Annotated in this window: 10 protein-coding genes and 3 pseudogenes; 8 read left to right on the forward strand and 5 right to left on the reverse strand. The window is 61.3% G+C overall.

All coding sequences use genetic code 11. The features are described 5' to 3' along the window. Nucleotides 1-42: 42 nt before the first annotated feature. Together PXJ20_RS26320 and PXJ20_RS26325 are read right to left on the reverse strand one after the other, a co-directional pair. Entirely contained in the window at nt 43-777 is a 735-nt protein-coding gene (locus PXJ20_RS26320; protein ID WP_421032959.1) for an immunity 52 family protein, read from the reverse strand. 138 nt (nt 778-915) lie between these two features. Then, nucleotides 916-1329 carry a PAAR domain-containing protein gene (locus PXJ20_RS26325; protein WP_421032695.1) on the reverse strand — a complete coding sequence of 138 codons (414 nt, stop codon included), beginning with the start codon at nt 1327-1329 and terminating at the stop codon, nt 916-918. 354 nt (nt 1330-1683) lie between these two features. Here PXJ20_RS26325 and imuA point away from each other — a divergent pair, with 354 nt between their 5' ends. The 6 genes and pseudogenes from imuA to PXJ20_RS26355 form a co-directional block, all read left to right on the forward strand. Continuing rightward, complete coding sequence (imuA, locus tag PXJ20_RS26330; protein WP_421032696.1) at nt 1684-2391, forward strand: translesion DNA synthesis-associated protein ImuA; 708 nt, start codon at nt 1684-1686, stop codon at nt 2389-2391. Continuing rightward, entirely contained in the window at nt 2321-3790 is a 1470-nt protein-coding gene (locus PXJ20_RS26335) for a Y-family DNA polymerase (RefSeq protein WP_421032697.1), read from the forward strand. The genes imuA and PXJ20_RS26335 overlap by 71 nt, the downstream gene beginning before the upstream one ends. A gap of 6 nt (nt 3791-3796) precedes the next feature. Further along, nucleotides 3797-6946 (forward strand): error-prone DNA polymerase, encoded by a 3150-nt coding sequence (locus PXJ20_RS26340; RefSeq protein WP_421032698.1) that lies wholly within the window; start codon nt 3797-3799, stop codon nt 6944-6946. Nucleotides 6947-7014: 68 nt separating this feature from the next. Continuing rightward, on the forward strand, nt 7015-7974 hold the full coding sequence (locus PXJ20_RS26345; protein WP_421032699.1) for an SOS response-associated peptidase family protein: 960 nt from the start codon (nt 7015-7017) through the stop codon (nt 7972-7974). A gap of 194 nt (nt 7975-8168) precedes the next feature. Continuing rightward, entirely contained in the window at nt 8169-8933 is a 765-nt protein-coding gene (locus PXJ20_RS26350) for an H-NS family nucleoid-associated regulatory protein (protein ID WP_421032700.1), read from the forward strand. Nucleotides 8934-9292: 359 nt separating this feature from the next. Next, nucleotides 9293-9470, forward strand: a pseudogene (locus PXJ20_RS26355) (IS21 family transposase); the annotation flags it as partial. Between the two features lie 150 nt (nt 9471-9620). Here PXJ20_RS26355 and PXJ20_RS26360 read toward each other — a convergent pair. After that, nucleotides 9621-10073: an Rrf2 family transcriptional regulator gene (locus PXJ20_RS26360; protein ID WP_042303655.1), complete on the reverse strand. Its 453-nt coding sequence runs from the start codon at nt 10071-10073 to the stop codon at nt 9621-9623. A 101-nt stretch (nt 10074-10174) separates the two neighbouring features. Between PXJ20_RS26360 and PXJ20_RS26365 the strand changes: the two genes are divergently transcribed. After that, complete coding sequence (locus PXJ20_RS26365; RefSeq protein WP_421032701.1) at nt 10175-11080, forward strand: NAD(P)/FAD-dependent oxidoreductase; 906 nt, start codon at nt 10175-10177, stop codon at nt 11078-11080. 196 nt (nt 11081-11276) lie between these two features. On the opposite strand, the pseudogene PXJ20_RS26370 reads toward PXJ20_RS26365, so the two are convergent. Then, a pseudogene (locus PXJ20_RS26370) lies at nt 11277-11420 on the reverse strand (IS30 family transposase); the annotation flags it as partial. Further along, nucleotides 11420-11733, reverse strand: a pseudogene (locus PXJ20_RS26375) (helix-turn-helix domain-containing protein); the annotation flags it as partial. The pseudogenes PXJ20_RS26370 and PXJ20_RS26375, both read right to left, overlap by 1 nt. Before the next feature lie 229 nt (nt 11734-11962). On the opposite strand from PXJ20_RS26375, the gene PXJ20_RS26380 reads away from it, so the two are divergent. Further along, nucleotides 11963-12412, forward strand: coding sequence for a hypothetical protein (locus PXJ20_RS26380; RefSeq protein ID WP_421032702.1), 450 nt, complete (start codon nt 11963-11965; stop codon nt 12410-12412). Nucleotides 12413-12654 lie beyond the last annotated feature (242 nt).

The raw sequence follows: 12654 nt of genomic DNA on the forward strand, positions 1-12654 counted from the left end.
CGTGGCGTCGATATCTGCGACCCAGACGATGTTGTCGCTCATTCAGATATCCGAATAGCGCGGCAGCAGGTCCTGATCGACCAGGCGGATTTCAATGCGGTTTGCGATCTCAACGTGTTCAGGATTGTCCACGGAGAACACGGAATCCGTGACGCTTACGATGATCGTGCCGGCCTGTCTGCTCCCGGCCTCGGGTACTGGAATCAGCGCGCGCGCTTCGGGAACGTCCTGCACGGTGAGGACCTTCGGCAGATAGAGCATCCACCCGGCGCCGGGCTTGTCATCAAACACCTGGTGCGAAAAATACTCCCGTGACGAGACAGACACATAGACCGGCGAGTAGGTCGATACGATTTCGCCGACGATCTCCGCCACGTCGGCGTAGCTTCGAAGGCCTGCGGCAGCTTCACGTGGACGTGGCAATGCCACCTCGATTTCCTCAGGAAGCGTCTTCGAATCGATGGCAAGTTTCAGCGTCGCACGGTCTGCCTCGCCAACATGACCGTTCCAGAAGCCGAACACTTTCGGTCGGCCCATCTTCGTTTCGTACCGCTGTGCCAATACGGCAAGAACGGCTGTCGACGGAATGCCCGGACCTTCGTACATCCGGTACAGGCGCGCTTCTTCCTCGGTGTCCGCCTTGAGATACCACTCCCCCAGCCGTTCGTCCTTCCGCGCCAGTGCATCAACGACAGGCCACAGTCGGACGAGATGGGCAGCGAAGTCCCCGGGCGGGGCGAAGTCGGTGGGGTTGCGAAACTGGGCAAGTATTTCCATGTGTGTCAGGGCAAGCGTGCCGGCGCCGTCGGTACCCGCGTACATGAGCGCGTCGAACAACGCGTAGAGCCGCAGGGGTAAGGTCGCCTGCAGCTGGCGTTGAGCGAGATAGTCGTCGATCGGGGGCACTGGAACCACCTAACCACGCATCACTGTGGTCGCTGCGCTTTCGGTAGCCGCTTTCAGGCATTCGAGGCACAGCGTGGGGCTCGGCGCAAGCGCAGTCGTTGCCGGCCCCGTTGCAACCCCGTGACTGCCCTTGCCTTCTCCGATGTCGTCGATGGTGGCGGTCGACTGCGAAGCGACAAGCACGGCGCCACACGCGGTGCGCATGCCCTCCACGGCGGTGTCCCGACCGTGGAGCCTGTGAGGGTGAAGCCTGCCCAGTGTGTCGGGAAGAATCGGGAATGTGCCCTTGCACTGCGGGCACGCCACCATGTGGCCGACGCCGGCGATTGCCCGTCCATTCACCGTGGCGCTGTCAGTGCCCTGGAGCACGCGTCCGCCGTGCGATGTCGTGTCGCCGACGAGGATCATGGCGCGTTTTCCCACCTCAATTTCCTGTTGGCCGCAGGGTCCGAAGCCTGTCACGACTGGCTAGACTTCGCCACCTCTCTAGCTTGGCAGCTGGTCTGCGTGTTCCTCATACGATTGCGTGTGAAATGTGTGGAGTGCGTCGCCGCTCGCCCTCAGCCTGGTCGAGTTCGTCGCTTTTATCCGCCCCCGTGGGTCAGGTTTCAGTGCAAATCGACGCCCTTGGCGGTAGTCGAACCCGTCTGGGGCATGGAGTGATCCGCAATCCTGGTTGTGCGTCACGTGCGACCCCACCTCCAAAAAAGTACCAGTTCACCTTCGCCGGTTTTGCGCTAGCATACTGTATAAATATACAGGTTTGTTGCCGTCCCCATGTCTGTCGCCCGCGTCCGCCCCGAAGAAATCCATCCGTCCCTGTGGCAGGCGTCCCAGCTCGCTCGCGGCCGCGGGCGCGTGGTGGATACGGGTTACGCGGCGCTCTCCGCCGAGCTTCCGGGCGGCGGCTGGCCACTCGGTGGCCTGATAGACCTGCTGGTTCAACAGTCGGGCATCGGCGAGATGCGGCTCCTGCGGCCCGCGCTCAGTGCGCTGGGCAACCGGCCCATCTCGCTGGTCCAGCCACCCCATCTGCCGAACGGCCTGGGGCTCGCCTATATCGGGCTGGGGCTGGAACGCTTCGTTTACGTCCGGGCCCAGAAGACAGCAGATGCACTCTGGTCGACGGAGCAGATACTGCGCAGTGGTAGCGCTGGCGCGCTCATCTTCTGGGCTCAGCGCGTTCCGTCGGGCTCGTTGCGCCGGCTCCACCTCGCGGCGCAGTCTTCAGAGACCCTGTTTGTCATGGTGCGGCCCGCGCTGACCGCACAGGATTCATCGCCAGCAGTCCTGCGACTGGCAATCCGGCCATCAGCCGACGGGCTCATGGTCGACATCCTGAAACGACGAGGGCCCCCACGCGCTGAGCCCCTGTCGGTTCCCCTTCAACCCACTCCAGTCCTGTTTTCACGTCATGCGCGTCTTCCTCGCCGTTCACCTGCCATTGCTTTCCCTCGAGGTGTTCCGGCCGACGTGGGCGCCTGAACCTGAACATGGCTTTGCGGTGCTGGAGAAAGACCGTGTCATCGCCGCGGACCGGGTAGCACGTGCCGCCGGCGTGCGTGACGGGATGCGACGCGGTGGCGTGCTCACGCTCTCCCCAGGGACGCTGACGTACCGGCGAGATACTGCCCGCGAGAATGCGGCCCAGCACGATGTCGCCACGGCGTTGATGACGTTCTCGCCAGACGTCGCCGTGCTGGACGAAGCGACCGTCGTGGTCGAGGTGGGAGCAAGCCTGCGACTGTTTGGTGGCGTGCTGTCGCTGTGCCGGCAGGTCAAGGCGACACTGGGCACGCTCGGACTGACAGCGTGCGCGTGCATGGCGCCTACCGGGCAAGGCGCATGGCTGCTCGCACGGTGCCGCAGCCGGCGTGTGATTCGGCTCGGCACGCTGGAGCGCGCGCTCACGCTGCTTCCAATGGTGACGGTGCCTGAGCTGCGTCCCTTCGTTGACTGGTTTGCCGGCCTCGGCTGCGAAACCATCGGAGACGTCCGTCGCCTGCCGCGCGCGGGCCTGCAGAAGCGATGTGGCGAGCATCTGCTCGACTCGCTCGACCGCGCGTTCGGTACGGCGCCAGAGCTCTTCGACTGGCTCGAATTACCTCCATCGTTCACGGCACATATCGAGCTGCCGGACCGCATAGACGATGCGGAAATGGCGATGTTTGCCGCGCACCGGCTGATTGTCCAGCTATGCGGCTGGCTGTGTGCAAAGCAGCTTGCCATCACCGCGTTCACCCTTTCGCTCGAACACGAACGTGGCCGCGAAGCCATTCCTCCGACGCAAATCGAGATCGCGCTGGGCGAACCGGCCTGGCGTGAGGACCATCTTGTCCGCCTGCACCGGGAGCGGCTTCACCGGGTCGAACTCGCGGCGCCCGTTATCGCGCTGAAACTGGATGCATCGAAGATTGAGCCGGCCGCACCGCCCACAGACAGCCTGTTTCCTGAGCCTGGTGGCTCACCTGAAGACCATGCACGGCTGGTGGAGCTGCTCGTGGCCCGACTCGGTGATGACAAGGTCCTGTGTCCAGCGCCGACAGCCGACCACCGGCCGGAGATTGCGAACCGCTGGGTTTCCGTCAGCCAGACCAGGCCGAAGGCGCAGCTGCCGCAGGGTCTGCCACGTCCAACGTGGATGCTCGAGACGCCGGTGCGTCTGCTCATGCGCCAGCACAAGCCCTTCTATGGTTCACCGTTAAAGCTCGTGTCACCCGGAGAGCGCATTGAGGCCGGCTGGTTCGATGGCCAGCTTGTTACCCGCGACTACTTTGTCGCCCAGGGCGACGACCAGAGCTGCTACTGGGTTTACCGGGAACGCGTGAGCAGCCGTCAGGCAGACGAAGAACCGCGCTGGTTTCTCCATGGCCTTTTCGGATGATGGGCGATGGACACGACCTTCGGCGCACTGCCGGCGTATGCCGAACTGTTCTGCTTTTCGAACTTCACGTTCCTGCGTGGCTCGTCACATGCTGAAGAACTCGCCGAACGTGCTGCCCAGCTGGGCTATTCCGGTCTCGCCGTCACCGATGAATGCTCACTGGCGGGCGTCGTGCGTGCCCATGTTGCGGCGAAGAACGCCGGCCTGCCTCTCGTTGTCGGCGCGTATTTCCAGCTGCGCAACGCCGACGGCACGTCCGCGTTCGGCCTGATACTGCTTGCCCAGAACCGCGCGGGGTACGGCAACCTGTCCGAGCTTGTGACGCTTGCCAGGATGCGCGCGCCGAAAGGCGAATACCGCCTCACGCCACAGGACCTGTCGCGGCCCGACCGCGAGCATGCCCATCTGCGCGGCATGCCGGACTGTCTCGCCATTCTCGTTCCGGACTTCCCCGCGAAGGAGGAGCAACTGGAAGCACAGCTCGAGTGGCTCGATGCGACGTTCCCTGGACGGGCGTGGACTGGCCTCGTCCTGCACCAGCGTGCAATGGACGACATTCACCGCGGCGCGGTCGAGTATGTCGCGGACCGGCGTGGAATTCCCGTGGTCGCCCTGGGCAACGTCGTGATGCACGTGCGTTCTCGCAAGCCCCTGCACGACACGATGACCGCCATCCGCGTCGGCCGCCCCGTGCACGAATGCGGCTACGACCTTGCGCCCAACGCCGAGGCGCATCTGAGGTCGCGGCTGCGGCTCGCGAACCTGTATCCCGGTTACGCGCTCAGCGAAACGACCAACATCCTCGCGCACTGCCGGTTCTCGCTGGATGAGCTTCGCTACGAGTACCCGGACGAGCTGGTACCGGGCGGCTTCACGCCTGCAGCGTACCTGCGGCAGGAGACCTATCTCGGCGCGCATCGCCGCTTTCCGGCCGGTATTCCTGCAGAGGTCCAGGCCCAGATTGAACATGAGCTCGAGCTCATTGCAGAGCTGCAATACGAACCGTACTTTCTTACGGTCTACGACATCGTGCGCTTCGCACGCAGCCAGCACATCCTGTGTCAGGGCCGCGGCTCTGCGGCCAACAGCGCCGTGTGCTTCTGTCTTGGTGTGACAGAGGTCGACCCCGCGCGCGGCAACATGCTCTTCGAGCGATTCATTTCGAAGGAGCGTGGCGAACCGCCTGACATCGACGTCGACTTCGAACACCAGCGGCGTGAGGAGGTCATCCAGTACATTTATGGAAAGTACGGTCGCGACCGTGCCGCGATAGCGGCAGCCGTTTCGACGTACCGCCCACGTGGTGCACTGCGTGAGACAGGCAAGGCGCTCGGCGTCGACCCGCAGATTGTCGACATGGTGGCGAAATCCCATCAATGGTTCGATGGCCGCCAGGACCTGCTCAGGCGCTTCACCGAATGCGGTCTCGACGCCGGGGCACCGCTCATCCAGGCGTGGGCGTCGCTTGCTTCGCAGCTGCTGGGTTTTCCGCGCCATCTGTCGCAGCATTCGGGCGGCTTTGTCATCAGCCGCGGGAAGCTGTCGCGGCTCGTGCCCATCGAGAATGCCGCGATGCCCGGGCGCAGTGCCATCCAGTGGGACAAGGACGACCTCGAGTCCCTCGGGCTGCTCAAAATCGACGTGCTCGCCCTCGGCATGCTATCGGCCATCCGGCGCACGCTTGACCTTGTCTCGGAGCAGCGCGGAGAAAGATTTGAGATGCAGGACATTCCTGCAGAAGACCCGCTCACCTACGAAATGATTTCCCGGGCCGATACGGTGGGTGTGTTCCAGATTGAATCGCGGGCGCAGATGAGCATGCTGCCGCGACTCAGGCCCCGGACGTTCTACGACCTAGTCATCGAGGTCGCCATTGTGCGGCCGGGTCCGATTCAGGGCGGCGCCGTCCATCCTTATCTGCAGCGTCGTCAGGGATTCGAGCCTGTCACCTATCCCAGCGAGGCACTGAAGGTCGCACTGTCCCGGACGCTGGGCGTGCCTATTTTCCAGGAGCAGGTGATGCAAATCGCGATGCTCGCAGCGGGCTTCAGCGCCGGTGAGGCAGACCAGCTACGACGTGCGATGGCGGCCTGGAAGCGCAAGGGAGGTCTGGAGAAATACTATGACCGCATCGTCAACGGGATGACGTCGCGGGGATACGACCAGGCATTTGCCGACGGCATCTTCCAGCAGATAAAAGGGTTCGGCGAGTACGGATTCCCGGAGAGCCATGCGGCCAGCTTTGCACTGCTCGTCTACGCCAGCGCCTGGCTCAAATGCCATGAGCCCGAAGCTTTCCTTGCGGCCATGCTGAACTCGCAGCCGATGGGATTCTATTCACCATCGCAGCTCGTGCAGGATGCGAAACGCCACGGAGTCGTAGTGCTGCCCGTCGACGTGACCATCAGCAGCTGGGATTCGGCGCTCGAGAGGAATGGTGATGCCGCACGCCCCGCTGTCCGGCTGGGGCTTTCACTGCTGCGTGGCATGCGCGATGGCGCCGCAGAGCGTATTGCCAACGCCCGGGCCGTACGCCGTTTTGAATCGGTGCGCGACATGGCACGGCGCGCCCAGCTTGACCGTCATGACCTTCAGGTGCTCGCTGCGGCCAACGCACTTCCGTCGCTCGCCGGCCATCGTCGCGAGGCATTGTGGCAAGCTGCGGCGGCAGTGCCCGACAGGGACATGCTGGCAACGGCTTCGCCTGAAGACGAAACGCCTGCCCTCCAGCAGCCGTCCGAGGCGGAGGACATTGTCGGCGATTACCGGTCCATGGGGCTCACACTTGGACGGCACCCGCTGGCTTTGCTGCGGGCACGTCTGAAGGCCAGCCGCCTGATGCCGGCTTCGACGCTGCACACCTACCGTAACGGCCGGCTTGCGCGGGCCTGCGGCATTGTGACGGTGAGGCAGCGTCCCGATACAGCGAAGGGCGTCATTTTCCTGACGATTGAAGACGAGACAGGAAACGTCAACGTCATCATCTGGCCGAAGGTACTGGAGCGGCAACGCAGGGAGGTACTGGGTTCATCCCTGCTCGGCGTACTGGGTGTGTGGCAGTGCGAGGGGGAAGTGAAACACCTTGTGGCGCACCGCCTCATTGATATGTCCCACCTGCTTGGCGAGCTGCCATCCATCAGCAGGGACTTTCACTGAATTGCCGCGCGGAGCTTCGTGCTTCACACTTGTCATCAGGGACTTTCCGGCCAGACCTGGAGGCGCATATGTGCTACTCGGCCCAGATTCAGGCGAGCTACCGCAAGTACGTCAGGATGTTCGGCGCACACATGAGCATCCGCGAATTCGCGCAGCTCTACTGGGAGCGGGCAGAAGGAAGCGGTGCCAAGATACCCAAAGCCATGGATGACGCGTTTGCCGAGCCCCTGTCGGAAGGCGAGCGGGAAATCAGGGCACTCATCGACAGATACAACGCCCAGCAGGTCGTAAAGCTCGAACAGGAACTGTTTAAACAACGGTCGCGACTGGCCACAGCCGAACGCACGCTTGAGACCAGGCCAACGAAGGCCGCTACTGAAAGCAGGCGCATTGCGACAGACCGGATTGAATGGACGCTTGGCAAGCTCGACGATATCCGGCGGACGACACCCAAAGCGCGTGACTCGCGCATCTTTCCGGGCCACTATGCTCCCGTTCTGATTGTCGAAAATGGCCAGCGCGTGGTGAAGCCCATGCGGTACCAGTGCCGCATCGCAGGTAAACCTGCCAGCTACGATGTCAAATATCCGGGAACCTACAACGCGAGACGCGACAATCTTGAAGGCTTCTGGAAGCCCCTGTTCGGATACTCGCACGCCATACTCGTCGTCAGTTCGTTCTATGAGAATGTGAGCCGCGCGAAAATGGAAGGACGCGCGCTCGCCGCAGGAGAGAAGGACGAGAACGTCGTCCTTCAGTTCGAGCCCAATCCGGCACATGACATGCTGGTGGCCTGCCTCTGGTCCCGATGGTCTGCTGAGGGACAACCCGACCTGCTTTCGTTCGCGGCCATTACCGATGAACCGCCGCCCGAGATTGCGGCCGCGGGTCACGACCGCTGCATCATTCCAATCAAGCCAGAGAACATCGACGCCTGGTTAAATCCCGACGCATCCGACCTTGCTACCCAGTACGCCATTCTCGACGACAGGGATAGACCGTATTACGAACACCGGCTGGCTGCATAAAGCTTTCTTTACCACTTCCCGATTGGCTGCGCCCTTGACAGGCACGCCTATGGGCAACACTAGCTCGCCGGCTCGATTCCCGGGAAGATGAACGGGAATTTTGACGAAACCAATAAGGATGCTACGGGTCGTTCTGGTGGTGATGCCACGCAATATGGCATAGTCCCACAATTCAACATGAATAAGGAGGTCTAATGGCCACGCTCGAAAGCATCCAGGCACGAATCGCCCGATTGCAGACACAGGCACAGGAGCTGGTTGCAAAGCAGTCAACAGTTGTTCTCGACAAAATCCGTGAACTGATGACGAAGCACGGGATAACGACTGCCGACATCGAAGCACATGTCGGCAAGCGACGTGGTCGCAAGCCGGGGACGCCGGTAACGACTTCGAAGCATGCCGCTGGCGCGGCGAAGTACCGCGACCCGAAGACTGGCGCGACATGGACCGGTCGCGGGCGAGCGCCGGCATGGATTGCTGCAGCGAAAGACCGCAATAAATTCCTGATTTCAGGCGAGTCCACCGAGGCCACGGTCCCGGCAAAGAAGGCAGCAAAAGCCGGAAACTATGTTCGCGGCCCGCAGCCTGCGATGTATCAAGACCCGAAGACCGGGGCCACCTGGAGTGGACGCGGTCGCGCGCCGGCGTGGATTGCTGGCGCCAGGGACCGGACGAAATTTCTGATTGAAAAGGCCGCAGCGCCCGCGACGAAGGGAAAGGCAAAACCCAAGGCCGTGTCTGCCAGTAGGACGGCGACGAAAAAGACCTCCGCCAAAAGGTTGGTCACCAAGAAGGTAATAGCGCCTGTCGGCAAAGCGCCTTCGAAGAAGGGCGTCGCGGCCAAAGCGCCTGTTGCCCGAAAGACGCGAGCAGCGAGGAATGCCGTAACGTCCGCAAAACGCGCTGACGCCGCGCAGTTCCCGCCAGCTGCTGAGACTGCCAGCGCGGCAGTGGCTTGATTTGCGGACGGGCACGTTTCCTGGCGAACTAGCGAATCGCCATTCGAACACCCCTTGGTCATAATCCGACGGCGACATGTCGTGAATTCATCCAAACGCGAGCTTGAGGAAAACGCAAAACCGGTCCGGGCTCTTTCCCCGCCGCTGTAACGTCCGTAGTCCATTTTTCAATGGACCATCGGTATCGAAGGGGACCTCTTGGTTTGGGTTAGGGGTGCGGACAAAATCATGGACTACTTTGGAGGTAGTCCATGTACTCGTACGAAGACTACTTTCAAGCGTTTCGGCTCTATCTGACGTTGGGGAAGCGCATCAAAGCGACCGTCAGGCAGTTTTGGGTTACCCGACATGCGATTCGAGCACATGGTCACACGTTTATCGCCTGGGGTGGCATTCCACGCCGCGGCATCTACGACAACATGAAGACTGCCGTCGACCGGATTCGTCCCGGCAACGTGCGCGAGGTCAGCGAGATGGTGAGCTACTACCTGTTTTGATGACGGGTTCTGTAACGTGGCCTCGGACTGGGGAGAAGGGGCAGGTCAGACTGGTTCGCATTCCGAACCTGCCAATCGCCTGCGCCCGCATTGTAGAACCGGGTGATCGCCGAGATCGTCACGATTCGACCTTTCACGGTTTTGATCAGCGTCGACTTGCCAGAAGGCGCCAGAGCGCATGCGACAGCGATTATTTTTTCCCTGCGCGAGACGATTTCGACCGCAACGCCGAAGTTTCAACTTCTCCTGCAAGCATCGCAATGGTGACCATCTCGAATTTTTTCAGCAGGACAGCCTCGGCTTCGAGAAGCGTCGCCGAAAGATGGGTATTCACAGCTTGTTCGACAAGACATTCCGGATGATCCTCCGAAACAAGATGCGAGAAAAGCGAAGGTTCGCCGACCGCACGGTAGACGTCCAGTAGCGTGATGTTTTCGAGAGGTTCGGCCAGCACCCAACCGCCTCCGTGCCCTTTCTCCGAAGTGACGTATCCAATATCGCGCAGACCGCTGAACAAACGCCTCACGACGACGGCGTTCGTGCACAGCATTTCACCGAGCGCTTCGGAGGTGAGCGGACCATCCGCATGCTTCATGTGAATCAACGCGTGCAAGACGCGAGACATGCGGCTATCGGTCTTCATCGTGGGCGCCCATCTCAAGAAACTTTTCAAGTTGCATAAGAGTTTAACATGGCGCTATCATGCAACTCACTACGTTACGTGATGATCTGGAGAGGGGACGTATGGACGAGCACTACGATGTCATCGTGATCGGAGGCAGCTTCGCCGGTCTTTCAGCCGCAATGCAGCTGGCGCGCGCGCGACGGCGTGTGCTTGTGCTCGATAGTAGAAGGCCACGCAATCGATTCGCATCACACGCTCATGGTTTTCTCGGGCAGGATGGCAAGGCGCCCGGCGAGATCATCGATGAGGCGACGGCGCAACTCTCGGCGTATCCGACGGCGCACGTCGAGACAGGCGAAGCACGCACGGCGGAGCGTGTTGATCATCGCTTCATCGTCACGCAAAGCAGTGGGAGCACCGCAAGCGCGGATCGATTGATCCTTGCGACGGGCGTTCGAGACGAACTGCCCGCGCTCCCCGGCCTGGATGAACGGTGGGGTATCAGCGCGCTGCATTGTCCGTATTGTCACGGTTACGAAGTCGCGGACAAACGGCTCGGCGTCCTGGCCACGCATTCACTATCGATTCATCAGGCGATGCTCGTTCCTGACTGGGGACCGACAACCTGGTTTACGCAAGGCATAGTCGAGCCATCGCCCGAAGAGACTGCGTTGCTCAAAGCCCGCAATGTGCGGATCGAACGGGCGCCAGTCGTGGAAGTGCTTGGCGACGTACCCAACATGACAGGGTTGCGTCTCGCCGACGGCCGCGCTATCGAAATCGATGCACTGTTTGTGGGGCCGCGCACCCAGATGGCAAGTCCGCTCGCAAAGCAGCTCGAATGCGAGTTCGACGAAGGTCCGATAGGTCCCTTTATCCGCGTGGACGACTGGAAGCAGACCACCGTTCCGGGAGTGTTTGCCGCTGGCGATGCGGCGAGCGCATGGTCCAACGCGACGTTCGCCTCGGCGGCCGGCGTTGCAGCGGGCGTTGCTGCGCATCGCTCGCTCATTATTGGCCTGTAACTGGCCGTGGAAGTGGTCGCGCCCAGGCAGCGGGCTTCAGCGCGTTGAGTGCACCGAACGGCTGTCCGCGAGGCTCGCATTTGTTCGAGGTTGCCGGGTGGCGGTCCGATCGATTATTCCGGCGCCATTCGTTCGTCCCATTGGCACGCAAAGAACATTGACGCTACAAGCGGAACGGCCGCTTCGCGTGGGGGATTCAGCCGGTCGATGCAACGATTTGGTTAAATCGCTCAGCCGGCGTGTCGAAGTTTAGTGTTTTTCGGGGACGTTCGTTGAACCGCCTGGCTACGGCATTCAGTCAGGCCTGCGAGTAGACGGAGAGATCAGTACGCTTAGGGAACCTCCGTTGCGCTGCAGCTCGCGGCTAATCGTGAAAAGAGCACGGGCCAGCCTCGCTGGCAATAGCCCGAATCGACCATCGCGCCCCCAAAGCAGCGAGAAATCTCCTCGCGCTCCGCAAGCGTCAAGGCCTGCGGCGCGCGGTGTCTTCGCCGCGGCTCAATGCCGCCGGCCTCCGCGAGTATCCGCTGTACCGAAGAGTGGCCCCGATCAAACAGTTTTGCAATCTGATGAATCGTTTCGCCTTTGCGCCAGCGCTCCCACATCAATGCCTTCTGGCGTTCGGAATAGTAGATCCCCGGCCTCTGTTTCATTGCAACACCTCCGCTGCTCACGTGGATTCCAGGTGTTGCATCGACCGATTGAATCCGCCGCCAATTTCGGCCATTCGACATCTCACTCTAGTTCGTCGACAATGTCGGACTGCTCTCCGCACGCGATCCGCTGTCGCTTCGCCTCATCGAAGCAGTAGAGCGACCAGCTCATGTCGCCGACGATTTTTCTTCAAAATTTATCTCAACCTCGCGGACCGGAGTCGGATACTTGAAATTGGCGAAGATAACACTGGGATGGCTCGCGCTCTGCCTGCCTGCGATTGGGCTTGCAAACGAGGTGTGTGCCGAGATTCCGGACGACGTTTCCCTGCGCCCCTACGTGATCGAGGACACCGAATTCAGGGCTCCAGGTGCTTTCCGGACCATTTATGCGGTGTCGGACGGTAAAGTCCTATGGGTGCGGTTCGATTCGCCGAAGCCGTGGCCGCGGCCGTATACAACTGGCTCGACAGGGGAAGATTTGCTGTTGGACTGGCACGAGTCGAAAGATTGCCTCACGGTCACGAGACGGGGCCATTACCTCAATGGAGGGCAAGAGCTTCTTTCCACTTTTCCGACTGAACTCTATCTCGGTCAAGGCGGCTATGTGACCCGCTTGGGGACAAATCCCTACGAGCCTCCAGCGCCAAATTGGCCCGTGCCGGGCATCCCGAAATAAATTTCAACGGACGAGCGATGAAAGGTGGCCAGACTTGCGGTGCATAGTTGTGTTGATCGCTCAGCGTTCCACTGGTGGCTCCGATGAGGCGGGGCAGACAGGGAAAAGCAATGGCGTTGGAATAGCAGACGGACTCAATGGAACGGCAGCGTTCAATGTCCCTGGCGGGTCGCTTTATGCCCTTTGCATGAAGTGCCACGCCCGCTGCGATCGCCAGGCTTGGTCGTCGGCGTTAGCCGCCA

The sequence above is a fragment of the Paraburkholderia sp. A1RI_3L genome (genome assembly GCF_048957895.1).
Classification (GTDB): Bacteria; Pseudomonadota; Gammaproteobacteria; order Burkholderiales; family Burkholderiaceae; genus Paraburkholderia; species Paraburkholderia kururiensis.

Coding starts and splice junctions, on each gene's coding strand:
- PXJ20_RS26335 (WP_421032697.1), top strand. CDS start 2,321: ATGCGCGTCTTCCTCGCCGTTCACCTGCCATTGCTTTCCCTCGAGGTG.
- PXJ20_RS26350 (WP_421032700.1), top strand. CDS start 8,169: ATGGCCACGCTCGAAAGCATCCAGGCACGAATCGCCCGATTGCAGACA.
- PXJ20_RS26320 (WP_421032959.1), bottom strand. CDS start 777: ATGGAAATACTTGCCCAGTTTCGCAACCCCACCGACTTCGCCCCGCCC.
- PXJ20_RS26365 (WP_421032701.1), top strand. CDS start 10,175: ATGGACGAGCACTACGATGTCATCGTGATCGGAGGCAGCTTCGCCGGT.
- imuA (WP_421032696.1), top strand. CDS start 1,684: ATGTCTGTCGCCCGCGTCCGCCCCGAAGAAATCCATCCGTCCCTGTGG.
- PXJ20_RS26360 (WP_042303655.1), bottom strand. CDS start 10,073: ATGAAGACCGATAGCCGCATGTCTCGCGTCTTGCACGCGTTGATTCAC.
- PXJ20_RS26345 (WP_421032699.1), top strand. CDS start 7,015: ATGTGCTACTCGGCCCAGATTCAGGCGAGCTACCGCAAGTACGTCAGG.
- PXJ20_RS26340 (WP_421032698.1), top strand. CDS start 3,797: ATGGACACGACCTTCGGCGCACTGCCGGCGTATGCCGAACTGTTCTGC.